The organism is Kitasatospora sp. NPDC058406, assembly GCF_042722765.1.
Classification (GTDB): domain Bacteria; phylum Actinomycetota; class Actinomycetes; order Streptomycetales; family Streptomycetaceae; genus Kitasatospora.
Genome location: NZ_JBHXKE010000056.1, coordinates 1 through 24,975, shown reverse-complemented (window position 1 = coordinate 24,975; position 24,975 = coordinate 1). Strand labels below are relative to the sequence as shown.

At 75.2% G+C, this 24,975-nt stretch carries 22 protein-coding genes and 1 pseudogene; 15 read left to right on the top strand and 8 right to left on the bottom strand.

Annotated elements, in window-relative coordinates:
* The first annotated feature begins 107 nt into the window (after positions 1–107).
* The 4 genes and pseudogenes from ACFWOG_RS13715 to ACFWOG_RS13700 form a co-directional block, all read left to right on the top strand.
* Positions 108–650, top strand: a complete 543-nt coding sequence (locus ACFWOG_RS13715; protein ID WP_380358008.1) for a hypothetical protein — start codon at positions 108–110, stop codon at positions 648–650.
* Positions 647–2,242, top strand: coding sequence for a multicopper oxidase family protein (locus tag ACFWOG_RS13710; RefSeq protein ID WP_380358005.1), 1,596 nt, complete (start codon positions 647–649; stop codon positions 2,240–2,242). Before ACFWOG_RS13715 ends, ACFWOG_RS13710 begins: the two co-directional genes overlap by 4 nt.
* Before the next feature lie 203 nt (positions 2,243–2,445).
* On the top strand, positions 2,446–3,819 hold the full coding sequence (locus tag ACFWOG_RS13705) for a DUF2252 domain-containing protein (RefSeq protein ID WP_329950911.1): 1,374 nt from the start codon (positions 2,446–2,448) through the stop codon (positions 3,817–3,819).
* A gap of 87 nt (positions 3,820–3,906) precedes the next feature.
* A pseudogene (locus ACFWOG_RS13700) lies at positions 3,907–4,443 on the top strand (helix-turn-helix domain-containing protein); the annotation flags it as partial.
* Between the two features lie 262 nt (positions 4,444–4,705).
* On the opposite strand, the gene ACFWOG_RS13695 reads toward ACFWOG_RS13700, so the two are convergent.
* Together ACFWOG_RS13695 and ACFWOG_RS13690 are read right to left on the bottom strand one after the other, a co-directional pair.
* On the bottom strand, positions 4,706–5,620 hold the full coding sequence (locus tag ACFWOG_RS13695) for a diacylglycerol kinase (protein ID WP_380358003.1): 915 nt from the start codon (positions 5,618–5,620) through the stop codon (positions 4,706–4,708).
* The gene (locus ACFWOG_RS13690; protein ID WP_380358000.1) at positions 5,617–7,239 is read right to left on the bottom strand and encodes an FAD-binding oxidoreductase; all 1,623 of its coding nucleotides are present in this window, start codon (positions 7,237–7,239) and stop codon (positions 5,617–5,619) included. The genes ACFWOG_RS13695 and ACFWOG_RS13690 overlap by 4 nt, the downstream gene beginning before the upstream one ends.
* A gap of 20 nt (positions 7,240–7,259) precedes the next feature.
* Between ACFWOG_RS13690 and ACFWOG_RS13685 the strand changes: the two genes are divergently transcribed.
* Positions 7,260–7,859: a helix-turn-helix domain-containing protein gene (locus ACFWOG_RS13685; RefSeq protein ID WP_329950909.1), complete on the top strand. Its 600-nt coding sequence runs from the start codon at positions 7,260–7,262 to the stop codon at positions 7,857–7,859.
* Positions 7,860–7,991: 132 nt separating this feature from the next.
* Positions 7,992–9,560, top strand: coding sequence for a glycerol-3-phosphate dehydrogenase/oxidase (locus ACFWOG_RS13680; protein WP_380357997.1), 1,569 nt, complete (start codon positions 7,992–7,994; stop codon positions 9,558–9,560).
* A gap of 95 nt (positions 9,561–9,655) precedes the next feature.
* Here ACFWOG_RS13680 and ACFWOG_RS13675 read toward each other — a convergent pair whose 3' ends face one another.
* Positions 9,656–9,949, bottom strand: coding sequence for a hypothetical protein (locus tag ACFWOG_RS13675; protein WP_329950907.1), 294 nt, complete (start codon positions 9,947–9,949; stop codon positions 9,656–9,658).
* A 202-nt stretch (positions 9,950–10,151) separates the two neighbouring features.
* A complete protein-coding gene (locus ACFWOG_RS13670; protein ID WP_329950906.1) occupies positions 10,152–10,895 on the bottom strand; it encodes an SDR family oxidoreductase in 744 nt (247 codons plus the stop codon).
* Positions 10,896–10,967: 72 nt separating this feature from the next.
* On the opposite strand from ACFWOG_RS13670, the gene ACFWOG_RS13665 reads away from it, so the two are divergent.
* Together ACFWOG_RS13665 and ACFWOG_RS13660 are read left to right on the top strand one after the other, a co-directional pair.
* Positions 10,968–11,882 (top strand): LysR family transcriptional regulator, encoded by a 915-nt coding sequence (locus tag ACFWOG_RS13665; protein WP_329878348.1) that lies wholly within the window; start codon positions 10,968–10,970, stop codon positions 11,880–11,882.
* Positions 11,883–12,066: 184 nt separating this feature from the next.
* Positions 12,067–12,642, top strand: a complete 576-nt coding sequence (locus ACFWOG_RS13660) for a TerD family protein (RefSeq protein ID WP_329878346.1) — start codon at positions 12,067–12,069, stop codon at positions 12,640–12,642.
* Here ACFWOG_RS13660 and ACFWOG_RS13655 read toward each other — a convergent pair.
* A complete protein-coding gene (locus ACFWOG_RS13655) occupies positions 12,624–13,982 on the bottom strand; it encodes an FAD-dependent monooxygenase (RefSeq protein ID WP_380357991.1) in 1,359 nt (452 codons plus the stop codon). The two genes, ACFWOG_RS13660 and ACFWOG_RS13655, sit on opposite strands and share 19 nt — an antisense overlap.
* A gap of 290 nt (positions 13,983–14,272) precedes the next feature.
* Between ACFWOG_RS13655 and ACFWOG_RS13650 the strand changes: the two genes are divergently transcribed.
* From ACFWOG_RS13650 to ACFWOG_RS13630, 5 genes are all read left to right on the top strand, one after another.
* Positions 14,273–16,312, top strand: a complete 2,040-nt coding sequence (locus ACFWOG_RS13650; protein WP_380357989.1) for an FAD-dependent oxidoreductase — start codon at positions 14,273–14,275, stop codon at positions 16,310–16,312.
* Between the two features lie 66 nt (positions 16,313–16,378).
* Positions 16,379–16,987, top strand: a complete 609-nt coding sequence (locus ACFWOG_RS13645) for a PadR family transcriptional regulator (protein ID WP_380357986.1) — start codon at positions 16,379–16,381, stop codon at positions 16,985–16,987.
* Between the two features lie 90 nt (positions 16,988–17,077).
* Positions 17,078–17,920 (top strand): hypothetical protein, encoded by an 843-nt coding sequence (locus ACFWOG_RS13640; RefSeq protein ID WP_380357983.1) that lies wholly within the window; start codon positions 17,078–17,080, stop codon positions 17,918–17,920.
* A 235-nt stretch (positions 17,921–18,155) separates the two neighbouring features.
* Complete coding sequence (locus ACFWOG_RS13635; RefSeq protein WP_380357980.1) at positions 18,156–18,464, top strand: hypothetical protein; 309 nt, start codon at positions 18,156–18,158, stop codon at positions 18,462–18,464.
* A gap of 232 nt (positions 18,465–18,696) precedes the next feature.
* Positions 18,697–20,070, top strand: a complete 1,374-nt coding sequence (locus ACFWOG_RS13630) for an erythromycin esterase family protein (RefSeq protein ID WP_380357977.1) — start codon at positions 18,697–18,699, stop codon at positions 20,068–20,070.
* Between the two features lie 70 nt (positions 20,071–20,140).
* Here ACFWOG_RS13630 and ACFWOG_RS13625 read toward each other — a convergent pair whose 3' ends face one another.
* Positions 20,141–20,953, bottom strand: coding sequence for an NAD(P)H-dependent oxidoreductase (locus ACFWOG_RS13625; RefSeq protein ID WP_380357974.1), 813 nt, complete (start codon positions 20,951–20,953; stop codon positions 20,141–20,143).
* A gap of 98 nt (positions 20,954–21,051) precedes the next feature.
* Between ACFWOG_RS13625 and ACFWOG_RS13620 the strand changes: the two genes are divergently transcribed.
* Together ACFWOG_RS13620 and ACFWOG_RS13615 are read left to right on the top strand one after the other, a co-directional pair.
* Positions 21,052–22,008: a helix-turn-helix transcriptional regulator gene (locus tag ACFWOG_RS13620; RefSeq protein ID WP_329950899.1), complete on the top strand. Its 957-nt coding sequence runs from the start codon at positions 21,052–21,054 to the stop codon at positions 22,006–22,008.
* A 243-nt stretch (positions 22,009–22,251) separates the two neighbouring features.
* Positions 22,252–22,875 (top strand): hypothetical protein, encoded by a 624-nt coding sequence (locus ACFWOG_RS13615; protein ID WP_380357969.1) that lies wholly within the window; start codon positions 22,252–22,254, stop codon positions 22,873–22,875.
* A 112-nt stretch (positions 22,876–22,987) separates the two neighbouring features.
* Here the strand turns inward: ACFWOG_RS13615 and ACFWOG_RS13610 are convergent, their stop codons facing one another.
* Together ACFWOG_RS13610 and ACFWOG_RS13605 are read right to left on the bottom strand one after the other, a co-directional pair.
* Positions 22,988–23,647 (bottom strand): DUF642 domain-containing protein, encoded by a 660-nt coding sequence (locus ACFWOG_RS13610; protein ID WP_380357966.1) that lies wholly within the window; start codon positions 23,645–23,647, stop codon positions 22,988–22,990.
* A 372-nt stretch (positions 23,648–24,019) separates the two neighbouring features.
* Positions 24,020–24,757 carry a hypothetical protein gene (locus tag ACFWOG_RS13605; RefSeq protein WP_380357963.1) on the bottom strand — a complete coding sequence of 246 codons (738 nt, stop codon included), beginning with the start codon at positions 24,755–24,757 and terminating at the stop codon, positions 24,020–24,022.
* Positions 24,758–24,975: the final 218 nt, after the last annotated feature.

Sequence of the window (24,975 nt, the reverse complement as noted above, 5' to 3'; positions counted from 1 at the left end):
CACGCCCGGGGACGCCGTCCCGTCCACCCCCGCGCCGAGCCGGTCCGGCACGCCCGGTGTGCCCGCTGCCGGGCCCCGGCGCGCCCCGGCAGAGAGAAGGCCGACCGATGAGCAGTCCTCCTGCGGCCCGCACGCCCCGCCCGCCCCGTCCGTCGCTGCGCCTGCGGCCCCGCCTGCCGCCGCGTCTGCCGCTGCTGGCGCTGCGGGCCACCGCCACCGCGCTCGCCGTCCTGGCCGTGGTCCAGACGATGCTGGCCGCCAGCTTCCTGAACGGCCACTACGACTCGCTCAAGGCCCACGAACTGGCCGCCATGGCCCTGGACACCCTGGTGCTCGTCCAGCTGGTGGCCGCCGCGTTGGTCGGCCTGGTCGCCCGTCGCGGCCCGGGCGGCACGCGCGGACCGTTCCGGCCGCTCGGCACCGCGGCGCTGCTGGCGGTCGCGGCAGGCGCCCAGACGGCCTTCGGATACGACCGGGCGGTCGGGCTGCACGTCACCCTGGGCGTCCTGCTGGTCAGCGCCCTGCTGTTCGCCCTGGTCGGCGCCTGGCGTCTGCCGCTGCCCGCGAGCGGCGGCGCCCCCGCCGCCCCGCAGGGCGCCGCCGCCGGACGGCTGCCCCGTCCGAGCGGCTCGATGGAGGTGGCGCAGTGAGGCGCCGCCGGTTCCTCGGCGTCGGCGCGGCCGTGATCGGCGCGGGCGCGGTCGGGGCCTTCGCCGTGCCGCCGGCCGCCCGGCTGCTGGCCGAGGCGCGGCCGGGACGCCTGCTGACCAGCGAGGTCCCGCTGCCGGAGCCGTTCCGGGTGCCGCTGCCGGTGCCGCCCGTCCTCGCCCCGGTCCGCTCCGACGCGACCACGGACCACTACGAGATCGTCCAGCGGGTCGCCGGCCTGGAGATCCTGCCCGGCCTGCGCACCGAAGCCTGGACGTACGGCGGGACCTTCCCCGGCCCGACCATGGTCGCGCGGGCGGGCCGCGAGGTCGTGGTCCGCCACCGCAACGAGCTGCCGGTGCCCTCGGTGGTCCACCTGCACGGCGGCCACACCCCGGCGGACAGCGACGGCTACCCCGTCGACCTGCTGCTCCCGGCCGGATCGTCGGCCGACCACGCGGCGCACGCGATGGCGGGGATGGCCGGGATGGCGGGGATGGCCGGGACGTCCGGGACAGGAACCGTGGGCCGGACCGTCGTCGGTGAGCGCAGCTACACGTACCCGGGCCACCAGCGTGCCGCCACCCTCTGGTACCACGACCACCGGATGGGCTTCACCGGCCCCGGCATCTGGCGCGGCCTGGCCGGCTTCCACCTGATCGGCGACGAGGAGGAGGACGCCCTGCCGCTGCCGCGCGGCGAACGCGACCTCCCGCTCATGCTCGCCGACCGCGCCTTCGCCTCCGACGGCTCGTTCCGCTACCCCTCCGTCGACCCCGGGCTGACCGTTCCGGGCGTCACCGACGACTACATGAACGGCGTGCTCGGCGACGTCATCCTGGTCAACGGCGCGCCCTGGCCACGCGTCGAGGTGGACCGCGCCCACTACCGGCTGCGCCTGCTCAACGCCTCCAACACCCGGATCTACCGCCTGGAACTCGACCCGCAGCCCGCCGACGGCGGCGCGCTGGTCCAGATCGGCGGCGACGGAGGACTGTTGGAGACACCGATCCGGCACGACGCCGTCGAGATCGCCCCCGCCGAGCGGTTCGACGTCGTGGTCGACTTCTCCCGCTACCCGCCCGGCACGTCCGTCCGCCTGACGAACCGCTTCGGCAGCGAGCGGACCGGCGAGGTCCTCCGCTTCGACGTCACCTCCCGCCCGGTGACCGACGACGCGACCGTCCCCGAACGCCTCTGCACCCTCGAACGGCTCGACCCCGGCGCCGCCGTCACCACCCGCACCTTCGGCTTCCGCCGCAGTCGCAACGACGGCTGGACGATCAACAACCGGCCGTACGAGCCGGGCCGCGTGCTGGCGGCCCCGGCGCTCGGCACCACCGAGATCTGGAGGTTCTTCAGCGACGTCCACCACCCCGTCCACCTGCACCTGGACCAGTTCCAGGTGCTCTCCCGCAACGGTGGTGACCCGGGCCCGTACGACGCGGGCTGGAAGGACACCGTGGACCTGCGGCCGTCGGAGGGGGTGGAGGTGCTGGTGAGGTTCACCGACTACCCGGGGACGTACATGCTGCACTGCCACAACCTGGAGCACGAGGACATGGCGATGATGGCGGACTTCGTCGTGGAGTGAGCGGGGACGGTGCGCGGCTCCGTCCGCTCGCGCACCTTTCACCCGTTCGGCGGAGCGTCGGCGGGGGAGTCGCGCGCCCACCCACCTCGTGGCAGCCCCCGCCCGCGCCCCGACATGCCGCCCCGCGGCGCGTGGCCTAGCGTCGCGAGGGAGGGGGGTCCCGGCCGTGGAGGGGCTCCGGGCCGCACAGCGAGGAGCCGCGCATGACCAGTCCCGCCGAACGCCGCCGGCGCGGCCGGGCCGCCCGCAGCCGGGTCTCCCGCTCCGCCCACGGCCGCTGGATCCCCGCCGCCGACCGCCCGGACCCGATCCGCCTGCTGGAACACCAGGCCGAGGACCGGCTCGCGGACCTCCGCCCGATCCGCTACGGACGGATGGCCGAATCCGCGTTCGCCTTCCTGCGGGGCTCCGCCGCCGTCATGACCGCCGACCTCGCCGCCGTCCCCGACACCGGCCTCACCGTCCAACTGTGCGGCGACGCCCACCTGCTGAACTTCGGCGTGTACGCCTCGCCGGAACGCGCCCTGCTCTTCGACGTCAACGACTTCGACGAGACCTACCCCGGCCCCTTCGAGTGGGACGTCAAACGGCTCGCCGCCAGCGTCGCGGTCGCCGCCCGCGACAACGGCCACGACGACGACCGCGCCCACCGCGCCGCGCTCGCCGCCGCGGACGGTTACGCGGTCGCCATGCGGCGCCTCGCCGAGATGGGCGAACTCGAGGTCTGGTACGCCCGGATCGACACCGCCGACCTGCCGGCGACGGTCCGCGGGGGCGGTCGCCGCCGACAGGTCGAGGCCAACCTCGACCGCGCCCGCCGCCGCACCAGCCTGCAGGTCTTCGGCAAGCTCACCGAGCGGGGTGAGGACGGCCGCCGTCGCATCATCAGCGACCCGCCGCTGATCGAACCGGTGCCGCGCGACGAGCTGCGCAGGGTCGGCAAGATCTTCAGCGACTACCGCGCCACCCTCGCCGAGGACCGCCGGGTCCTGCTCGACCGCTTCCAACTGGTCGACGTCGCCCGCAAGGTGGTCGGCGTCGGCAGTGTCGGCACCCGCTGCTTCATCCTCCTCCTGGAGGGCCGGGACGAGCGCGACCCCCTCTTCCTCCAGATCAAGGAGGCCGGACGGTCCGTGCTGGAGGACTACCTGCCGGAGACGCCGACCGAGGGCCGTCACCTCACCGAGGCGCCGGTCGTCCACGGCGGCCGGCGCGTCGTCACCGGCCAGCACCTGATGCAGGCCGCCAGCGACATCTTCCTCGGCTGGACCACCGGCCCCGGGGGCCGCCACTTCTACGGACGCCAGCTGCGCGACATGAAGGGGGCCGCCGCCGTCGCCGACATGGCGCCCGCGGACCTGCGCGCCTACGCCGACCTCTGCGGCCGGACCCTGGCCCGCGCCCACGCCCGCTCCGGCGACCGTCTCGCCGTCGCCGGCTACCTGGGCAGCGCCGACACCTTCTCCGAGGCCGTGGCCGACTTCGCCGTCCAGTACGCGGACCGGACCGTCGTCGACCACGCGGCGTTGCTGGCCGCGATCGACGCGCACGCGGTGGCGGCACGGCGGGGTATCTGAGGCCGCCCCGGCCTGCCCGGGACCGAGCCCGGCCCGGGTCCGGCCCCGCCCGGGGGCCGGAGCCGCCCCCGTGGACAAATGGCTCCCGTGGACTTCCCCCGGACACTGCGCGAGCGCCGCACCCACCGCCGTCTCAGCCAGCTCGAACTCGCCACCCGCGCCGGGACCACCCGGCGCCACCTCAGCTTCATCGAGTCCGGCCGCTCGGCGCCCGGGCGCGGCATGGTGGTCCGGCTCGCCGAGTCCCTGGACCTGCCGCTGCGCGAGCGCAACGAACTGCTGCTGTCCGCCGGTTACGCCCCCGTCTACGCCGAGCACCCGCTCGACGGTCCCGAGCCGGCGCCGGTCCGGACCGCCCTCGGTCACCTCCTCGACGGCCATCTCCCGTACCCCGCCCTGGTGGTGGACCGCTCCGGTGACGTCGTCGCGGCCGACGCCGCCCTCGGGCTGCTGACCGAGGGGGTGGCCGCCGAGTTGGTCGGCCCCGGCACCAACGCCTACCGGCTGGCCCTGCACCCGGACGGCCTGGCCCCGCGGATCCTCAACTTCGGCGCCTGGGCCCGGCACATCCTCGAACGGACCACCCACCTGGGCGCGCTCCACGCCGAACTGCTCGGCTACGTCGGGGCGCCGGAGGCGGCGCGGTCCGACCGGCCGTCCGGCCTGCCCTCGTCTCCCTGCTCCTGCTCGGTGTCGCAGGGGTGACCTTCGGGAGAGGTCCTTCAGGTGCTACCTCTGGTTTCTTGGGTCTGACCAGGATGACCGCCGTCGCGTCTTGATCGACATCCTGGAAAGCAGTCTTCGCGGCCTCCGAAGGCTCGAAGAGGTGAATTCGGAAAAGGTGACGGATGCCGCGGGGCCCTTCGGCGTTCGGGGGTGTGGCGGGTCAGGCGGGGGTGAGGAGGTGGAGGGCGGCGGGGGTGACGGTGACGGTGACGGGGAGGGGGGCCATGAACTCGCCGTCGGCGTAGGCGGTGATGGCGGGGGAGTCGATGCGGACCGACGTGGTGCGGTGGGTGGTGACCTCGCGGCGTCGGACGTGGGTGCCCTTGAAGAGGGTGGGGAAGAAGCGGGCGATGCGGTGGCGGGGCATCGCGTCGACGAGGGTGAGGTCGAGGAGGCCGTCGGTGGGGTCGGCGGTCGGGCAGATGAGCATCCCGCCGCCGTAGCTGCTGGTGTTGCCGACGGCGGCGAGCGTGAGGTCGCGGGTGATCTCGGTGCCGTCGGCGAGGGTGAGGTGGAAGGGCAGCGGGCGGAGGTTGGCGAACTCGACGGCGATGGCGAGGTTGTAGCGCATCCGGCCGCGGGGCCAGCGGAGCCGGTTGGTGCGGTCGCTGACCAGGGAGTCGAAGCCGCTGGCGAGGACGGAGCCGAACCGGCGGGTGCTGCCGTCGGCCGCCGTGACGAGGCCGAGGTCGACGGTGCGGGTGTGGCCGGCGGCGACGACGTCGGCGGCGGCCTCCGGGGCGTTGCGGGGGAGGCCGTAGGCGCGGGCGTGGTCGTTGCCGGTGCCGGCGGGGACGACGCCGAGGGGGACGGACGTGCCGGCGGCGGCCTGCAGGCCGAGGTTGACCATGCCGTCGCCGCCGACGACGACCAGGGCGTCGCAGGACCCGGAGCCGACGGCGGCGCGGGCGAGTTCGAGGGACTCGGCGGCGGAGGTGCCCGCTTGCGCGTCCACGGCGATGCCGAGGTCGCGCAGGCGGGCGGTGGCGCGGCGGGCCGCCGGCTCGGCGTGGCCGGCGGCTGCCGCGGGGTTGGTGAGGAGAACGACGCGGGCGATGGTTCTCCGGCCGCTCACGGGATCAGCTTGCCCGGGTTGAGGATGCCCGCCGGGTCCAGCTCGGCCTTGACGGCGCGCAGGATGCGCACGCCCAGCTCGCCGATCTCGTCGGTCATCCAGGGGCGGTGGTCGGCGCCGACCGCGTGGTGGTGGGTGATCGTGCCGCCGGCCGTCAGGATGGCGTCGCAGGCGGCGCGCTTCGCACCGGCCCACCGCTCCAACGGGTCGTCGCCGAGGGCGGCGACGACCGTGAAGTAGAGCGAGGCGCCGGTCGGGTAGACGTGCGAGATGTGGCAGAGCACGAGCGAGCCGGGGAGGGCCTCGGTGAGGGCGGTGGTCACGGCCAGACGGAGCTCGGGGAGGTTCCGCCAGCTGGTGGCGGTTTCGAGGGTCTCGCAGAGCGCGCCCGCGCGGAGCAGGGAGTCCCGCAGGTAGGGGGCGTTGAACCGGCCGTGTTCCCAGGCCCGGGCGGGTGCCTCGCCGAGCGGGGTGCCGCCGGCGGCGAGCAGGACGGCGCGGGTCTCCGCGTGGCGGGTGGCGGCCTGTTCGGCGGTGCCCTCGAAGACGGTGACGGCCAGGCAGCCGGTGACCGCGGGTTCGCCGCCGATCCTCTCGGTCATCGCGAGGTTGACCATGGTCTCGGCCTCGTCGGAGAGCCGGATGACGGTCGGGCCGGTGCCCTGCTGCTCGACGGCGCGCAGCGCGGCCGAGCCGGTGGCGAAGTCGGGGAAGGACCAGGCCTCGTACGCCTTGGCGGCGGGCGCGGGGTGGACGCGGACCCGGACGGCGGTGATCACGCCGAGGGTGCCCTCCGAGCCGAGGAACAGTTCGCGCAGGTCGGGTCCGGCGGCGGAGGCGGGGGCGCGCCCGAGGTCGAGGGTGCCGGCCGGGGTGACGACGCGCAGGCCGCGCACCATCTCGTCGAACCGGCCGTGGCCGGCCGAGTCCTGACCGGAGGAGCGGGTGGCCGCGAAGCCGCCGATGGTGGCGAAGCGGAAGCTCTGCGGGTAGTGGCCGAGTTCGAGGCCGTGCGCGGCGAGCAGCGCCTCCGCCGCCGGGCCGGTGAGGCCCGCGCCGAGGACGGCCTCGCCGGAGGTCTCGTCGAGGTCGAGCAGCCGGTCGAGGCGACGCAGGTCGAGCGACACGACGGCCGCGAGGCCGCCGCGCTCCGGGTCCAGCCCGCCGACCACGCTGGTGCCGCCGCCGAAGGGCACGACGGCGATGCGGCGTTCGGCGCACAGCGCGAGCAGGGCGGCGATCTCGTCCTCCCCTCCGGGCAGGACGACGGCGTCGGGCGCGTCCTGCGGTGCGCGGCTGCGGCGGCGCAGCAGGTCGGGGGTGGACTTGCCGCCGGCCCGGGGGAGGCGGTCGGCGTCGGCGGCGCTGACGTGCGCTTCGCCGACGACGGCGGCGAGGGCCGCGAGGTCGTCCGGGGACAGGGCGGACGGCCGCAGCACGACGTCCGGGGCGTCCGGGCCCGGCTCGGCGTCGCCGGTGACGCCGAGGGCGGCGGCGAGCAGGCCCTTGACGTCGGCGGACAGCTCCTTGGCGAGGGCCGGGTCGCCCCAGGCGTCCCACTTCATCGGGGGGAGCGGCAGCGCGGCGTCGGCCGGTTCCGCTTGCTTCTCGGCGGTCATGCGTTACAGTTTTACACATCATGTCAAGTAGTAACGCGGACCTCGACCGGTCGTCCGAGCCTCGCGGCACCGACGACGCCATCCTTGACGCCGCCGCCGATCTGGTCATCCAACTCGGCGTACGCCGGACCCAGTTGGCCGAGATCGCGCGCCGTGCCGGGGTCAGTCGGCCGACCGTCTACCGGCGCTGGCCGGACGTCCGGGCGGTGATCGGTGCGCTACTCACCCGCGAGATCGCGGCCACCCAGGAGGCCGTCCGGCTCGCCGGGGTGGACCGGGCCGCGTTCGTCGACGGTGTCGTCGAGGTCGCCGTCCGCCTGCGCGACCATCCGGTGCTCGGCGCGCTGCTGCGTTCCGCCGACTCCGACACGCTCTTCGAGTACGTGGTCGAACGCCTCGGGACCAGCCAGCGAGGGCTCCTCGAAGCACTCCGCGCCGGCATCGCGCAGGGGCAGGAGCACGGCTCGATCCGGGCCGGTGATCCGGTCGAGCTCGCCGCGATGGTGCTGCTGATCGCCCAGTCCACCGTCCAGTCGCACCGTATGGTGGCCCAGTTACTGTCCGAGGACGCGTGGCGGCGTGAACTGGCCCGCGCCCTGGACGGGTACCTCGCGCCGTGAACGACCGCCGGGGACCGGTGAACGCCCGCGCCGGGCGGGCCGTCCGTCTGCGGGTGACCCCCGTCCATGCCCGGTCGGCCGCCGTCGGCAGCCGGTGAACCGCCGCAACGCCACCCGCCACGGAGGCCGCAGATGACCACCACCGCCGGACCCTACGCCGGGACGACCCGACTCACCGCCCGTCGCCGGGAGTTGGAGCTCGACGCGCTCGCCGCCGACCCCGTCGTCGACGTCCTGGTGATCGGCGGAGGCATCACCGGCGTCGGTGTCGCCCTCGACGCGGCGGCGCGCGGGCTCTGCACCGTGCTCGTCGAGTCCCGCGACCTCGCGTTCGGGACCAGCCGGTGGAGTTCCAAGCTCGTCCACGGCGGCCTGCGCTACCTCGCCTCCGGGCGGATCGGCGTGGCGCGGGAGAGCGCCCGCGAACGCGGTGCGCTGATGACCCGTACCGCCCCTCACCTGGTCCGTTCGCTGCCCCAACTCGTGCCGCTGCTGGACGGGTTGTTCCGCCCGGGGCAGGCCGCGCTGGTCCGGGCCGGCTTCCTCGCGGGCGACGCCCTGCGGCTGGGCGCCGGCACCTCGGGCACCCTGCTGCCCCGGGTCCGCCGGGTGGACGCCGCCCGCGCCCGTGACCTGGTGCCCGGGCTGCGGGCAGCCGGTCTGAACGGCGGCCTCGTCGCTCACGACGGGCAACTCGTCGACGACGCCCGGCTGGTGGTCGCCCTCGCCCGTACCGCGGCGCAGTACGGGGTCTCGGTGCTCACCCGCGTCCGCGCCGACGAGGTCACCGGAGGCGGCGCCCGGCTCACCGACGGACTCACCGGCCAGTCGTTCACCCTCACCGCCCGCGCCGTCGTCAACGCCACGGGAGTCTGGGCCGGCGAGGTGGATCCGTCGATCCGGCTGCGGCCCAGCCGGGGCACCCACCTGGTGGTCGACGCCGCGGCCCTCGGCCGGCCGACCGCCGCGCTCACCGTCCCCGTGCCCGGGTCGACCAGCCGGTTCGTCTTCGCGCTGCCGCAGCAGCTCGGCCGGGTCGCGATCGGCCTGACCGACGAGGACGCGCCCGGCCCGATCCCGGACGAGCCCCGGCCCACCGACGCCGAGCTGGACTTCCTCCTCGACACCGTGAACTCCGCCCTGGAGACGGCCCTGACCAGGGCCGACGTGCGCGGCGCCTACGCCGGGCTGCGGCCGCTGCTCGACACCGGCGACGGCGCCACCGCGGACATCTCCCGGCAGCACGCGGTGCTGGAGTCGCCCAACGGCGTGATCACGGTGGTCGGCGGAAAGCTCACCACCTACCGCCGGATGGCCGAGGACGCCGTCGACACCGCGGTCCGCCTGCGCGAGCTGACCGCCCGCGACTGCTGGACCACCCGCCTGCCGCTGGTCGGTGCGCCCGGCCACCGCGACAGCCGGCCCTGCCCCGAGGGCGAGGTGCCGGCCTCCCTGGTCGCCCGCCACGGCGGCGCGGCGCGCGAGGTGCTCGTGGCGGGGGAAGCGCTGGGTGCCGGTTACGCGGCGCCGGTCGCGGGCGGCATCGACGTCAGCCGGGCCGAGATCGTGTACGCGGTGACGCACGAGGGCGCGCTGGACGTCGAGGACGTGCTGCACCGCCGGACCCGGATCGGCCTGGTCCCGGCGGACGCGGAGCGGGCCGGGGCGGCCGTCGAGGAGATCATCGCCAAGGTCCGCTGAGCGCCGAGCGCTGAGCGCCGAGTGCCGAGCCTTGCGGCAGGCGGCAGGCGGCAGGCGGCAGGCGGCAGGCGGCAGGCGGCCGGGTCGCCGGGCGGTCACTGCCCGGTGCGCTCCGCCATCGGGTGCACCGCGCCGTGCACGTCCAGCGCGCACGCGAGGGGGCGCTCGGGGTCACCGGTCCGCTTGAGCTCGACGGCGAGCGGCAGCGGAGGCTCCTCGGGCAGCTGGGCGGCCAGCGTGAGCGGGTAGACGCCGTGCCCGTGGACGCGGTGGAAGGCGACCTCCTTGCCGTCCACCAGCACCTCGGTCTCGGTGATCCAGCCGGACCGGACGTTCACCGTGACGGAGTGCCCGGCCCGGTCGAGATGGAAGCTGTGCCGCTGGCGCATGAAGACCTCCGGGGGACCGCCGGGCCCCCCGCGCGACCACGCCAGTCTACGTCCGGCCCCCCGGCCCGGCCGGGCGAGCGCGAGCGCTGCGGGAGTGGTGGGCCGCCCCCGTTCCCGCCCGGAATCGGGAACGGGATCGGGAACGGGGCCTCGGGAACGGGCCCCCGGGGAAGGGGGGACGCCACGGCGCCCTGGGCGCGCCTCAGACGAGGCGGCCGCCGCCGTCGACGTGCAGGACCGTGCCGGTGACGAAGGGGCTGGTCATCGCGAAGTGGACGGCGCGGACCAGGTCCTCGGTGGTGCCGGTCCGGCGTGCGGGGTTGCGGTCGGCGACGGAACGCAGGAAGTCGGTCTTGTCGGCGCCCATCCGGTCCCAGGCGCCGGTGTCGACGATGCCGGGGGAGACGGCGTTGACGCGGACCGGGGCGATCTCCACGGCCAGGGCCTGAACGAGGAAGGCGAGGGCGCCGTTGGTGGTGGCCATCACGGTGCGGGCGGGCGCGGGGCGCCAGGCGGCGACGCCGGAGAAGAAGGTGAAGGAGGCGCCGTCGGGGGTGTCGGTGGCGGCCTGGCCGGCGAGGTGCTTGGCGAGCAGCAGCGGGCCGTACACCTTGGCGGCGAACGCGCGGTGGACGTCGGCGAGTTCGAGTTCGGCGAGCGGGCCGTTGGCGGGCATGGCGGCGGTGGAGACCAGGTGGTCGAAGCGGCCGGTGGCGGCGGCGAGGGCGGCGATCGAGTCCTCGTCGGCGAGGTCGACCGGGACGACCTTCGTGGGGCCGGTCAGTTCGCCGGCGGTCCACTCCAGCTTGCGGGGGTCGGGGCCGGCGAGGACGAGTTCGGCGCCGGCGGCGGAGGCGGTGTGGGCGAGGGCGCGGCCGGTGTGGGAGCCGGCGCCGACGACGACGACGCGGCGGCCGGCGAGGGGGAGGGTTGCGGAGGAGGTCATGTCCGCAACCCTCCGCCGAGCAGGGGTGATACGTCCAAGGCTTGTTTTCTGGGAAAGCCATAAACTGCCTGCATGGCCACTCTCCGACAGTTCGAGTACCTGGTGACCGTCGTCGACACCGGTTCCTTCACGCGCGCGGCCGAGCTGCTGCACGTCACTCAGCCGGCGCTCTCGCACCAGGTGCGGGCGCTGGAGAAGGCGGTGGGCGGCGCGCTGCTGGAGCGCCTGCCGCGCGCGGTGCGGCTGACGCCGATGGGGCGGGCGGTGCTGCCGCACGCCCGGGCGGCGCTCGCGGATGCCGAGCGGCTGCGGGCGGCGGCCCGCTCGGCGGCCGGACTCGACGGCGGTGAGCTGGAGTTGGCGACGGTGTACTCGGTGAGCCTGGGCATCCTGCCGCCGGTGCTGCGGGCCTGGCGGCGCGCGCACCCGGGGGTGCGGATCCGGTTGCGCGAGTACGCGCACAACGAGGAGCTGCGGGCGGCGATGGCGGCGGGGCAGGCGGACGTCGCGGTGGGGACGCAGCCGGCCGACTGGGAGGGGCCGATCAGGGAACTGGGGGTGGAGGAGTTCGTCCTGGCGCTGCCGCCGGAGGACGCGGAGCCGGAGGGATGCCGGCGCGTTCCGCTGGCCGAGCTGGCGGAGCGGGACTGGGTGCACTACGCCCCCGGGAACGGGCTCGCGGACCTGCTGGACGCGGCCTGCGCGGAGGCCGGGTTCCGGCCCCGGGTGGCGGTGCGGACCGAGCAGACGGCGGCGGCCCCGCTGCTCGCGGCGGCCGGTCTGGGAGTGGCGCTGGTGCCGGCGAACATCGTGCCACCGGGGTTCGACGGGCTGGTCCGCCGGCCGGAGCCGCCGGTCCGGCGGGCGCTGGTGGCGTACACCCGGACCAGGCCGGACCCGTTGACGGCGGCCTTCGTCGACCTGCTGGCCCGGCAGGCGTGCCTGCTTCCGCCGCAGGTGGCGGCGCTGCTGGCGGAGGGGGGCTGAGGCGGCGGGCCGCGAAGGGTCGGGGCCCGGCCGGGGAGCGTGCCGGGGGCGGGCGGGGTGGTCGGCCGTGTGCCGGCCGGGGATGGCCGGGGATGGCCGTATTCGGTCGCACGGATTCTCGTGATCTCTACAGTGTTGTAGATTCTTTTCCAGGGAGAGCAGTAGCGCAACCGAGGAGGGCACTGTGGGAGTTTCGCTGGCCAAGGGCGGCAACGTCTCGCTGACCAAGGAGGCGCCGGGCCTCACCGCCGTCATCGTCGGACTCGGCTGGGACGTGCGGACGACCACCGGCGCCGACTACGACCTGGACGCGAGCGCGCTGCTCTGCAACGCGGTCGGCAAGGTGCTCTCGGACGGGCACTTCGTCTTCTTCAACAACCTGCGCAGCCCGGACGGTTCGGTCGAGCACAGCGGTGACAACCTGACCGGTGGCGGTGACGGCGACGACGAGCAGATCAAGGTCGACCTGGCCACCGTGCCGGCCGAGGTGGCCAAGGTGGTGTTCCCGGTGTCGATCTACGACGCGGACGCCCGGCACCAGAGCTTCGGCCAGGTCCGCAACGCGTTCATCCGGGTCGTCAACCAGGCCAACGGCCAGGAGATCGCCCGCTACGACCTCACCGAGGACGCCTCGACCGAGACGGCGATGGTCTTCGGCGAGCTCTACCGCAGCGGCGCCGAGTGGAAGTTCCGCGCGATCGGCCAGGGCTACGCCTCCGGCCTGCGCGGCATCGCGACCGACTACGGCGTGAACGTCTGACGGGTCGAACCGTCCGGCACTGAAGGGGAGTTCGACGGCCGGTCGAGGGACAGGCCGCCGAACCCGCCCGTACCGGCGAGCTGTTCGCGCCACCACTCGGCCATTCCGGCCTCGTCGATGGTCCTCCAGTCCGGTGCGCCGGTGACCTGGGCCCGTCCGAGCCGGCGGCCGAGGTCGACCAACGCCCGCCCCACCGTGCCGCGTTCGCGGTCGTAACCGGGCAGCAGATCGTCCCAGCCGTCCGCCGACCGCCAGGCGTCCTCGAAGGCGCAGGCGTCCTGGAGGGCCTTGGCCGCGCCGCTGGTGTTGTGCGGGCGGACCAGGGTGGCGGCGTCCCCGGCGAGCAGCAGGCGTCCGGCGGTGCGGCGCGGGGTCGCGAGGTCGTGGATCGGCTGGAGCAGGATCCGCTCGACCGGGGTCAGGTTGACCACCCCGGCCCAGTACGGCGGGAGGTGCCGGTCGGCGAGGTCGGCCAGTTCGTCGAGGCGGACGCGGTCGAGCGAGCCGGCCGGGATGCCGTTGGGGTCGGCCGGCGTGTGGGCCGGGGCGCCGGCCCCGGTGTCGCCGGCCCTGCTGTCGCCGGCCCCGGTGTCGCCGGTCGGGTGCAGCCAGGCGGGTGCGGGGGCGTAGAAGACCCAGTTGACCAGGGTGGTGCCGGGCTCCAGGCCGGGAATGCGGTAGAGCACGACCTGGCCGCCGGGGTAGCAGGCGGTGATCACCTCGTGCCCGGGCCAGCGCGCGCCCCCGCCGGGCAGCCGGTCGAGGAGGCGGGCGTCGAAGCTGCCGCGCCAGCAGACGTAGCCGGCGTACTCGGGCCGGGCGTCCGGGCAGACGGCGCCCCGGACCACCGAACGGTGGCCGTCGGCGCCGACCACCAGGTCGTACGGGTCGCGCCCGCCGGAGGTCGCCACCCAGGCCTGCGGGCCGTCGTCGGGGCCGCCCCCGCCGACCGCCGTGACGGTCGTCCCGGTGCGGAACTCCACGGCGTCCGGGGCGCGTTCGCGCAGTCCCTGCCAGAGCACGCCCCAGTGGAACGCGTGCATGGTCATCGGCTGGACCCAGAGCACCCGCCCGCGCGGGCCGTGCGTGCCGGAGGGGTCGGCGGCCACCCAGTGCCGTTCGGTGAGCGGGTGGTGGCGGATGCCGTCGTCGAGGTGGCCGGCCCGGACCAGTTCGGCGTAGCGGTCCAGGACCACGCACAGGCCCACGCCCCGGTCCTCCAGGCGCCCGGGGCTGCGTTCCAGCACGGTGACCTGCTCCGCCCCGCCGCGGGCCGCGGCCCGGGCGAACGCGCACCCCGCGATGCTGCCGCCGACCACGGCGACCGATCCACCCCGCACGGCCGTGCCCCCTCTCCGGGGCCTCGGCCGGCCCCGCCCGTCTCCCGACGACCATACGCCGTGGACTGACGATCCGTCAGTAAAGGGGCGGGTGGAGCGCCGTGGCGGCCGGGCCGCCCCGGGGGCGGCGCCGCGGGTGGCGCCGCATGGGGGGTTCGGCGGGGCCGGGGGAGGGGTCCGGCGGGAGTTCGGCCGCACCCTCTTGTGCAACTAGTTGCATATAGGCATCCCCTCCCCTACCGTGTGGTAACAACGAGCCGCCGCCTCGACGAAGCCCTGGGAGACCCCCGATGACCGCCACCCCGCCGCCGCCCTACCCGCACCTGCTGCGCCCGCTCGACCTCGGCTTCACGACCCTCCCCAACCGCGTCGTCATGGGGTCCATGCACGTGGGCCTGGAGGAGGCCCCCGACGGCCCCGAGCGGCTGGCCGCCTTCTACGCCGAACGCGCCCGCGGCGGCGTCGGCCTCATCGTCACCGGTGGCATCGCCCCCAACGAGGCAGGGCGCCCCTGGGGCGGCGGCGCCATGCTCACCACCGAGGAGGAGGCCGACCGCCACCGCGTCGTCACCGACGCCGTGCACGCCGCCGGCGGCCGGATCGCCCTCCAGATCCTGCACTTCGGCCGCTACGCCTACCACCCCGACCTCGTGGCCCCCAGCGCCGTCCAGGCGCCGATCAGCCCGTTCCCGCCGCGCGCCCTCACCGCCGACGAGGTCGAGCGGACCATCGAGGACTTCGCCCGCTGCGCCGCCCTCGCCCGGCGAGCCGGCTACGACGGCGTCGAGATCATGGGCTCCGAGGGCTACCTGATCAACGAGTTCATCGCCGCCGCCACCAACCACCGCGAGGACGAGTGGGGCGGCCCGTACGAGAACCGGATGCGGTTCCCGGTCGAGATCGTCCGCCGCGTCCGCGAGCGGGTCGGCCCCGACTTCATCCTGATCTACCGGCTCTCCATGCTCGACCTCGTCCCCGGCGGTTCCACCCTCCCCGAGGTGGTGCAGCTCGCCCGGGCCGTCGAGGAGGCCGGTGCCACCATCATCAACACCGGCATCGGCTGGCACGAGGCGCGCATCCCGACCATTGCCACCTCCGTGCCGCGCGGCGCCTTCGCCTGGGTGACCCGCAAGGTGATGGGCTCGGTCGGCATCCCGCTGGTCACCTCCAACCGCATCAACACCCCCGAACTCGCCGAGCAGTTGCTCGCCGACGGTTACGCCGACCTGGTCTCCCTCGCCCGCCCGCTGCTCGCCGACGCCGACTTCGTCGCCAAGGCCCGCGACGGCCGCGCCGACGCCGTCAACACCTGCATCGGCTGCAACCAGGCCTGCCTCGACCACACCTTCAGCGGGAAGACCACCTCCTGCCTGGTCAACCCGCGCGCCTGCCACGAGACCGAGCTGGTCCTCGCCCCCACCAGGACGCGCAAGCGCATCGGCGTCGTCGGCGCCGGACCGGCCGGCCTCGCGTTCGCCGTCTCCGCGGCCGAACGCGGCCACGCCGTCACCCTGTTCGACGCCGCCGACACCGTCGGCGGCCAGCTCGACATCGCCCGGCGCATCCCGGGGAAGGAGGAGTTCGACGAGACCATCCGCTACTACCGCACCCGCCTCGCCGAACTCGGCGTCGACCAGCGGCTCGGGGCCCTCGTGGCGGCGCCGGAACTCGCCGCCGAGGACTTCGACGAGGTCGTCCTCGCCACCGGCGTCACCCCGCGCGTCCCCGCCGACCTCCCCGGCATCGACCACCCCAGCGTCCTCGGCTACCTCGACGTGCTGCGCGACGGCGCGCCCGTCGGCGAGCGCGTCGCCGTCGTCGGGGCGGGCGGCATCGGCTTCGACGTCGCCGAGTACCTCACCGACCAGGGCGACGAGGCGAGCCTCAACGCGCCCGTCTACCAGCGCAAGTGGGGCATCGACCCGGAGTACCGCGAGCGCGGCGGCCTCGCCCGGCCCGAGCGGCCGACGCCCCCGCGCCGCGTCCACCTGCTCCAGCGCCGGACCGGCAAGGTCGGTGCCGGCCTCGGAAAGACCACCGGCTGGATCCACCGGGCCGAACTCAAGCACCGCGGCGTCACGATGGTCGCCGGCGCCCGCTACGACCTGATCGACGACGCCGGGCTCCACTTCACCCTCGACGGCGAACCGCAGCTGCTGCCCGTCGACACCGTCGTCCTCTGCACCGGCCAGGAACCGCGCCGCGACCTGGACGCCGCCCTGCGCGCCCTCGGCATCACCCCGCACCTGATCGGCGGCGCCGACGAGGCCGCCGAACTCGACGCCAAGCGGGCGATCAAGCAGGGCACCGAGCTGGCCGCCGCGCTCTGACCGCCGCACTCCGACCGCCGCTCCGAGGGGCGCGGGCGGAATCCCCGCGACCCCTAGGATCGACCCATGTCGCTGCCGCACGCCATCCTGACCGCCCTGCTGGAGAAACCGTCCTCGGGGCTGGAGCTGACCCGGCGGTTCGACAAGTCGATCGGCTTCTTCTGGTCCGCCACCCACCAGCAGATCTACCGTGAGCTGGGCAGGCTGGAGACCTCCGGGCTGATCCGGGCGCTCCCGCAGACCGGGCCGGTGCGCGGGCAGAAGAAGGAGTACGAGGTCCTGCCCGAGGGCCGTGCCGAACTCGCACGGTGGACGGCCGCCGGGGACGACCCCAAGACGGTCCGGGAACCGCTGCTGCTGCGGCTGCGTGCCGCCGCGGTGGTCGGCACGGCCGGCCTGGACGCCGAACTCCACCGGCACCTCGCCCTGCACCGGGCGCAGCTGGCCGACTACCGGGCGATCGAACGGCGCGACTTCCCGCCGGGGGAGGGCGACGCCGCGAACCCGTTGCAGCACGCGGTGCTGCGGGCCGGCATCGGGCTGGAGGCCTTCTGGGCGCAGTGGCTCACCGAGACCCTCGCCACGCTGCCGTCCGACCGGACCGACGGCGGCCCGCCGGGCGGTCCGGCGCGTGGTCCCGCGGAAGGCGCCGCCGAGGCCCTCGGCCCGTCCTGACCTGCGGATCCACCCGTCGGACGGGCGGGGTCCCGGACGCGGTGGGAGACTGGACGCCTGTCCCTGCCCGAACTCCCGACCGGGGGCCGCATGTCTCTCCCCAGGCCTCTTCTCGCCCTCACCGTCGCGGCAGCCGGTCTCACCGTGTTCACCCTCGGCACCACCGGGCTCGCCGCAGGATCGCCGTCCGCTCGGCCCGCGCCGGCCGTGACGCTCGCGACAGCCGCCGGGGCCACGGTCGCCGCCGCTCCGGCCGCCGCCGCACAGCTGCCCACCGACGACCGGCTCAGGGCCGCGCTGCTCACCGCCGACGAACTGGGACCGGACTTCACCGAACTCCCGGTCGGCGCGAGCCCCTCGCCCGAGAGCGACGCCTCCCCGGTGGCCGGGTGCGACGCGCTGCGCGCGCTGCTGAACCGCGAGACCGCCCGAGGGCCCTCCGGACGCCCGCACCAGGGCGTCGAGTTCGACGGGCCGGCCGGCAACCCGATGATCACCGAATCGCTCACCGCCGAGGAGCCGGACCGCCTCACCACCGACTTCGCCGCCGTCACCGCCGCGTTCGCCGACTGCCGCAGCATCACCTTCACCGACGACACCGGCGCCCCCGTGGTCTTCACCGTGACCCCGGTCGCCCTCGGGGACCGGCCGGGCGCCCCCGCCGTCCGCCTCGACGGCGAACTGGCGGGCATCCCGCTCAACGGCTACCTCGGCCTCGAACGCCTCGGCGACGTCGCGCTCTCCTACGGATTCTTCCAGCGCGACTCCGTCTCCCCCCAACTCGCGTCCCTCTACTACCGCGCCGCCGTCGCCAAGGCCGAACGTCACCTCGGCGCGCCGGCGGGGTCCACGACGGCCCCGACGGCCCCGGGCGTTCCCACCACCCCGACGGCCCCGACGGCTGCTCCGGGCGTTCCGTCCGCGGCGGTCTGACGGGCCGCCGCCGGTCCCGTCCGGCCCGGTCGCCACAGCCCGAGCCGGCCTCCGAGCCGGCGGCCGATCCGACGGCCCGCGCCGAACTCTGGTGCGGGCCGGCCGCCGGGGCCACAATGCGGGCATGCGGAAACGGCTCCTGGCCGGCCTGGCAGGTCCGGCCCTGGTTGTTGCGGCGGCCACGGCGTCGGGATGCGGTGGACCCGGCGCGTCATCCGGGAACGCGTCACCCGGGATGGCCGCCCCGTCGACCACGCCGACGGCGCCTTCGCCGTCGTTCGACCCCTTGGAGGACTGCGTCCTGAGCATCGCGCCCTGGCTGCGCACGTACCTCGACGGCGGTACGGACGTCGGTGACTACCAGGAGATGGGCCTCTCCAGCGCCCAGGGCGGCGCACTGCGCGAACTCCAGCGGCAGGCCGCCGCCCTCGGGGCGCAGGGGCCGCTGCCGCCCGACTGGGCCGACCGGGAGGTCCGCGGGGCGTGCGCCGCGATCGTCGCGGCCAGGGCCACCATGACCGTGAAGCCGACGGGCTGGCCCTGACCGCGCCCGGTCGGCGGCGCACCGGCCCGTCGCCACGGGTCCGTCGCCACGGGCCGGGCGGGGAGGGGTGCGGCGCCGGGCGGCACCGGGCCTCGTCCGGCGGAGAACCACCCGGTGAGCAGGGGGTTTACCCCCGGACAGGTTCGGAGGACGGCCCCAGCGCGGCCCGCCCCCGTCCCGAGCCATGATCATTCCACCGCCCAGTGGAACACCGAACTGAGGAATGATCAGGATGACTGCGCACATGACGGCGATCGGACGACGCGGGCTGCTCGCTGCGACGGCAGCGCTCGCGGCCACCGCCCTGCTGGCCCCGGTGGCCTCCGCCGTGCCCGCCGGTCCCGCGCCGGCCGCATCCGGCGCCACGGCGGTCGACGGACGGCAGGCCGCCGCGATCCGTGCGCTGGAGAGCGCCGCGCAGCCGCTGCGGTCGACGGAACCCGGTGGCCGCAGCACCGACCTCCGGGCGCTCGGTGCGATGGTCGGCGACGCCGCCGTGGTGGGGCTGGGCGAGGCCACCCACGGCTCGCACCAGTTCTTCGCCATGAAGGAACGCGTCTTCCGCTACCTCGTCGAGGAGAAGGGCTTCACCACCTTCGCCCTGGAGATGAGCTGGTCGGCCGGTCTTCGGATCGACGAGTACCTCCAGGGAGGCCCCGGCGACGCCCGGCAGACGGCCAAGGAGGCGCTGGCCGGATCCCCCTGGGAGCGTGAGGAGTTCGTCAGCCTCATCAGCTGGATGCGGCGGTACAACGACCGGCACCCGGACCGCAGGGTCCACTTCATGGGCAACGACGTCGGAGCGCCGAGGCTCGGTGACCAGGTCTTCGACCGGGTCACCTCCTACGTCCGCACGGCCCGCCCCCAGGACCTCGCGCAGGTCGAGGCGCTGTACGCGGGCCTGCGCCCCCTCGACGACGTGTTCGCCTACCTGGGCAGGCCCCTCGCCGAACGGCGCCACAACGCGGCCGTCGCCCAGCAGGCGTTCGACCTGGTCACCGCGGGCAAGGGCGCCGGCGGCGAGGCCTACGAGTGGGCCGAGCAGCACGCCCGCAACATCCTCCAGACCTTCGTCTTCACCTCCCTGGACCTGGCCGACCCCGAGTCGGTGTCCGTCGCGGAGCACTACCGCGACCGGGCGATGGCCGACAACACCGCCTGGTGGAACCGCCGCACCGGCGACAGGATGCTGCTGTCGGCGCACAACGGCCACGTGGGCTACCTGTCCACCGACCCCGTGATGTACCCGACGACGCAGGGCGTCTACCTGCGCAACGCGCTCGGGCGGGGCTACGCCGCCATCGGCTTCACCTTCAACCAGGGGTCCTTCCTCACGGCGACCACCCTCGGCAGTCCCTGGAACGCCGTGACCGTCCCGGCAGCCACCCCCGACATGCAGGAGTACACCCTCGACCGGGTCCGCCACCGCGACTACTACGTCGACCTGCGCACGCTGTCGGCCGCCGGCCGCGACTGGCTCGACACCCCCCGCCCCGTCCACGACGCCGGATCGAGCTTCACGCAGCCGGCCCCCAGCCTCGCCGTCAACCAGGCGTACGACATCCTGATCCACCTCCACCAGGTCCACGAGGCCACCAAGCTCTGACCCTCGCCGCACCGGCCCGCCGTCGGCCCGGCCCGCCGCCGCACCGGCCCGGGGCCGAGCCGGCGGCGGGTCAGCCGCGCGGCGCGAGGTGCAGGCTCGGGCCGGCCGTGCCCGGCTCCTCCACGCCCGGCAGCAGCCGCATGTCCCGCCCGTAGTCGCCGCCGTCGAGGCGCCGGAAGGGCACCGGCTCATCGGTGAACAGCCCGTCCAGCCGGCGCCCGTACTCCCGCGCCAGCTCCGCGAACCGCTCCGACGACACGTCCACCGACCCGTACACGGCGAACGGTTCGAGCGCCGCGATGCCGGTGAACCAGAGCACCCCGTGCTGCACGGGGAACAGCAGGTCCGCCAGCGGGCCGTGCGCGCCCCGGTCGGAGAACGCCGACTCCCGGGCCCCGGCCGTCACGGCCAGCAGGCCCCGGCGCCCGCCGAGCGCGCCCTCGCTGTACGGCGGCGGAACGGCCGGCCCGTGCGCGAACTCGAAGGTGAACACCCGGTCGATCCAGCCCTTGAGGATCGCGGGCACCGAGAACCACCACAGCGGGAACTGCAGCACCACGGCGTCGGCCCGGCGCAGCTTCTCCTGCTCGGCGGCGATGTCCGCCGAGAGCCGCCCCGCGTGGGTGGCCTCGCCCTGGGCGGCCAGAACCTCCAGCCGCTCGTCCGCCGGCAGGTCGGGGAAGTCGTCGCCGTCCAACGACGCGTGCCACTTCATCGCGTAGAGGTCGGACACCTCCACGCGGTGCCCGGCGGCCCGCAGGTGGTCGGCCGCGAACGCGGACAGCGCGGAGGTGAGCGAACGGGGCTCGGGGTGCGCGGTGACCAGGAGGACGGTCTTCTGCCGGGTGGGGTCGGGCTGTTGCCGCGATGCGTGGTCGGTCATGGCACCACCCTCGCGCCGGTCGCGAGGCGCAGCCAGCACCCTGTGATTCCGGAGGACCGCCGGTCCTGGTACTGCGAGGGCCACCCATACTGGATCGCATGGACACCAGCACGGGCAGGAGCTCCGACAGCAGGACCGGCAGCAGCACCGGCGGGGACGGCGCCGCCACCGCGGCCACCCCGCCGGACGGGGTCGGCGACCCCGGCCGGGCGCTCGGAGCGTTCCTGCGCGCCCGCCGGGGCCGGGTGGCCCCCGAACTGGTCGGCCTCGCCGGGGGCGGGCGCCGACGGGTGCAGGGGCTGCGCCGGGAGGAGCTGGCCCAGCTGGCCGGGATCAGCGTGGACTACTACGTCCGGTTGGAGCAGGGACGTTCCACCCAGCCGTCCCCCGAGGTGCTCGACGCGCTCGCCCGCACCCTCGGGCTGGACGAGGCGGAGCGCCGTCACCTCGACACGCTCGCCTCCGCCCGGCGGGTGCCGGTGCCCAGGCCCCGGGTCAGTCCGCTGCTGCGCCGGATGCTGGACGCGCTGGGTGCGGACCTTCCCGCCTTCGTGACCGACCACCGCCTCGACGTCGTCGCGTGGAACGGACTCGGCTCCGAACTCGTCGGCGGTGTGGGCGAGGTGCCTCGCCGTGACCGGAACCAGGCCCGCTTCCTCTTCCTCGACCCGGCCTCCCGCACCGTCCATCCCGACTGGGCGGACCGAGCGGCGGAGGCCGTCGGCCAGCTGCGGGTGGCGGCCGGCACCTGGCCGGGCGATGCCGAGCTGGTCGCCCTGATCCGCGAACTCTCCTCGCAGAGCCGGGAGTTCCGACAAGTCTGGGAATCCGGCGAGGTGGTGATGTGCGCGGCGGGCCGCAAGCGCCTCCACCACGCCCTGACCGGCGTGCTCACACTGGACTTCGAGCCCCTGAACGTCCCGGCCGCCCCCGGCCAGACCGGCCTGGTACTGCACGTGTTCAGCGCGGGGGAGGACCGGGTGACCGCCGCCGCCCTGACCCGGCTCGCGACGGCGGCGCCGGTCGCGACGGCCGGGCCGGGGACGAGGGACTGACGAACCCGCCCCGCCCCGCCCCGGTCCGGTCCGGTCCGCCCCGAGCTGCGCCCTGCCGTGTCCAGGCCCCGGATGAGGGGCGGAGGCACTGTTTTCGGCCGGAATCGATGATCGGTGGGCGAGGTTCCGGCCGTGGTTCGTGTCCGCACCCTCGGAACGGTCCGTGGTCTCGGATGCTGGACGGAGTGCCCCGCCCCGATCGGGCGGGCGCCTTTCCGCAGCTCTACACACGGAGGTGGACGGATGAGGTCGGGGATTCGTACGTGGGTGCGCGGGGCGGGTGTCGCCCTGCTGGCGGTCGCGGTGGCGGCTCCGGTGGCGGGCGCGACGCCCGCCGACACGCAGGGCCGGCCGGGGATGATCGACGTCGCCGACCTGCCGCCGGACTCGCTGACCTGGATGGGCGGGGCCTCGGACGAGCCGGGCGGGAGCTACACGCCGACCTGTCTGTGGGACCGGATCAACGAGGTGCCGGAGCAGAACACCTGGAGCGCCGACTTCTTCACGTCGGAGACCGCCTCGGCCGTCGAGCGGGTCTTCGTGCTGCCGACCGAGGCGGAGGCCGTCACCCTCGCCGAATCGCTCCGTCAGTACTACGCGGGCTGTGCCGACCGCCTGCGTGCCGCGTACCCGGGCGACACCGTGACCGGGCAGGACCACGGCTCGCTCGACGTCGAGGAGGGCGCGACCGTGGGAGGCGTGCACCGTTCCTGCACCTCCCCCTGGGCGTCGTACAACAACCACCTGTACGGGGTCGGCCGGGACGGCAGCACGGTGGCGGTCGTCGAGTGGGAGAGCAACTGGACCCAGCCGGACGTCCCCGCCTTCAAGGAGACGGTCAGGGCCGCGGTGAACAAGCTCTACTGACAGGCCCGTTGGCGCTCCCATCCGTGCGCCGCACGGGTCCCGCCGGGTCCCGCCGGGTCCCGCCGGGTCCGGCCTGTTCCGGCCGGTTCCTGCGGGGCGGTGCACGGGTCCGTCAGGGCAGGCAGAGCACCAGCAGGCAGCTGCGGACCTTCACGTCGTCGATGACCGGGCCGCCGTAGCCGGGGGTGGTGCTGGCGAACGTGAGGGTGGCCGAGGTGCCCAGCAGGTTGGTGAAGGCGGTGGTCTGCTCGACGTAGCCCATGGAGCGCAGGCCGTGTCCGCTGACGTCGAAGGCGAAGTCGAGCACCGTCGTGCCGTTGACCCGCACCTGGCCGGTCTTGAGGGCCGGGGCCCACACGGGGTTGCCCGCCAGCTTGAAGGTGACGAGGTAGGTCGTCAGCGGTGCCACCGGGAACGTCTGCGAGACGCTGCCGGTGGTGCTGCCGTTGAGGTCGAGCGACTGGTGGCCCTCGGCCACGTCCCACAGGCGGTCGGAGGTCAGGTCGGCGCTGTCGCCGCCGACCGTCCAGGGGCCGAAGGTCTGTCCGCCGAGGTAGTCGGTGAACGGTGCGGGTGCCGGGACGACGGGGCTCTCGAAGCCTCCGTCGGAGAAGGCCACGGCGGCGACCGCTGTGGCGGCAGCCCCGGCGGCGGGCGGGGCGGCGGGCGCGGCCGCGGCGGTTCCGGCGGTGGCGGTCAGCAGGAGGGCGGCGGTGGTGACGGCGGCGGTGCGGGAGACGGCGCGGGCGCCGGACGGGCTCGGCGGGTGCATGGGTGCCTTCCGGTTGCGCGGGGAGGCCTCCGGTCAGGAGCCCCATCCGGAGTGTGCGGTCCTGCGCGCGCCCCGCCAAGGGGTCCGGGCGCGGTGCGCGGGAGCACGGTGGCCATGCCAGGGGCGGGAGTTCTGTACGCCTGGCGCGCACGCCTCGCCGCGCGCCCCCTGATCGACGACGGTCTCGGGGTCAGGACCAGGATCCGCCGGGACGTCCGCCGCGACGTCCACCGGAACGGCTCCGACCCCCCGGAGCCGAGCCGATCCGAGCCGAGCCGGGGCCGGACGGTTCACTACGCGCGCCGGCGGGCGGCGGAGGCGACGGGCCGGTTCGCCGCGAGCGGCACGGGGCCTCTCGCGGCGCTCCGCGGATCAGCCCTTGAGGGTCTTGGCGAACTGGCGGGCCAGGGACTCCTCGGCGGCGGCGTCCTTGGCCGCGTCGGGGTTGTTCGCGCCCAGCTTGCGGTTGGACTGGACCTCGACCCGGTAGAAGTGCGGGCCCAGCGCGAAGAACAGGGCCGGCTTGCCCGCGTTGCCCCGGGACGCGACGAACACCTCGTCGCCGACGTCCTTGACCGCCGGCTCCTTCGCGTCCGGGCGCTGGGAGTCCCGCTTGTGGCTCGCGAACGTGGAGGAGTCCACCTCCTGGAGCGAGGTGAGGGAGTCCCAGTTGCTCCAGCCGCAGCCCCAGACCGCCGAACCGTCGAGGCCCCGGCCCAGGGGCATGCCGTTGAACGGGCCGGGCGTGCCGACGACGGCCACCACCTGGTCGGACGTCAGCAGCGTGCAGGGGTCGGCCGGGCGGTTGGCGGGAGGGGCCGCCTTGCCGCCCCCGCTCGGCGCGGCGGTGGTGCCGGCCGGCGCGGTACCGGCGGGCGGCGTCGCGCCGCCGGGGGAGGTGCCCGGTGCGGCGGTGCCCGCTGCGGAGGTCCCGGCCGCGGTCTCCGAGGGCGCCTTGGCGGCGTCCGGGGCGGAGTCGCCCGAGGACGAACAGCCGGCCACCGCGACCGTGGCCAGGGCGAGCGCGGTCAGCCACGTGTACGGGCGGGACGTGGACGGGCGCGACTGGTGTGCGTGTTTGCCGTGTCGGACGGCGGAGTCGAACTGCATGCGGGATTCCCCCCTCTTCGGCGGTTCGTCCCGTCGGACGGACCGGTCGTGCGGCTTGATCGTACCGAGCGGTAGACGATCACAACCCGGTTCGCCCGGGACGGAGTTGGCTGCCCGTCAGATTCGCCCGACCGGTGGGGGCGCCCGCGGGCGGGGGGGGGGGGCGGGGGCGGGGGGCCCCCCCCCCGCGGGGGGGCCCCCGCCCGGGGGGTAAAAAC

Coding starts and splice junctions, on each gene's coding strand:
- ACFWOG_RS13610 (WP_380357966.1), bottom strand. CDS start 23,647: ATGCACCCGCCGAGCCCGTCCGGCGCCCGCGCCGTCTCCCGCACCGCC.
- ACFWOG_RS13690 (WP_380358000.1), bottom strand. CDS start 7,239: ATGACCGCCGAGAAGCAAGCGGAACCGGCCGACGCCGCGCTGCCGCTC.
- ACFWOG_RS13670 (WP_329950906.1), bottom strand. CDS start 10,895: ATGACCTCCTCCGCAACCCTCCCCCTCGCCGGCCGCCGCGTCGTCGTC.
- ACFWOG_RS13685 (WP_329950909.1), top strand. CDS start 7,260: ATGTCAAGTAGTAACGCGGACCTCGACCGGTCGTCCGAGCCTCGCGGC.
- ACFWOG_RS13620 (WP_329950899.1), top strand. CDS start 21,052: ATGGACACCAGCACGGGCAGGAGCTCCGACAGCAGGACCGGCAGCAGC.
- ACFWOG_RS13630 (WP_380357977.1), top strand. CDS start 18,697: ATGACTGCGCACATGACGGCGATCGGACGACGCGGGCTGCTCGCTGCG.
- ACFWOG_RS13705 (WP_329950911.1), top strand. CDS start 2,446: ATGACCAGTCCCGCCGAACGCCGCCGGCGCGGCCGGGCCGCCCGCAGC.
- ACFWOG_RS13605 (WP_380357963.1), bottom strand. CDS start 24,757: ATGCAGTTCGACTCCGCCGTCCGACACGGCAAACACGCACACCAGTCG.
- ACFWOG_RS13665 (WP_329878348.1), top strand. CDS start 10,968: ATGGCCACTCTCCGACAGTTCGAGTACCTGGTGACCGTCGTCGACACC.
- ACFWOG_RS13650 (WP_380357989.1), top strand. CDS start 14,273: ATGACCGCCACCCCGCCGCCGCCCTACCCGCACCTGCTGCGCCCGCTC.
- ACFWOG_RS13680 (WP_380357997.1), top strand. CDS start 7,992: ATGACCACCACCGCCGGACCCTACGCCGGGACGACCCGACTCACCGCC.
- ACFWOG_RS13675 (WP_329950907.1), bottom strand. CDS start 9,949: ATGCGCCAGCGGCACAGCTTCCATCTCGACCGGGCCGGGCACTCCGTC.
- ACFWOG_RS13615 (WP_380357969.1), top strand. CDS start 22,252: ATGAGGTCGGGGATTCGTACGTGGGTGCGCGGGGCGGGTGTCGCCCTG.
- ACFWOG_RS13640 (WP_380357983.1), top strand. CDS start 17,078: ATGTCTCTCCCCAGGCCTCTTCTCGCCCTCACCGTCGCGGCAGCCGGT.
- ACFWOG_RS13715 (WP_380358008.1), top strand. CDS start 108: ATGAGCAGTCCTCCTGCGGCCCGCACGCCCCGCCCGCCCCGTCCGTCG.
- ACFWOG_RS13635 (WP_380357980.1), top strand. CDS start 18,156: ATGGCCGCCCCGTCGACCACGCCGACGGCGCCTTCGCCGTCGTTCGAC.
- ACFWOG_RS13645 (WP_380357986.1), top strand. CDS start 16,379: ATGTCGCTGCCGCACGCCATCCTGACCGCCCTGCTGGAGAAACCGTCC.
- ACFWOG_RS13625 (WP_380357974.1), bottom strand. CDS start 20,953: ATGACCGACCACGCATCGCGGCAACAGCCCGACCCCACCCGGCAGAAG.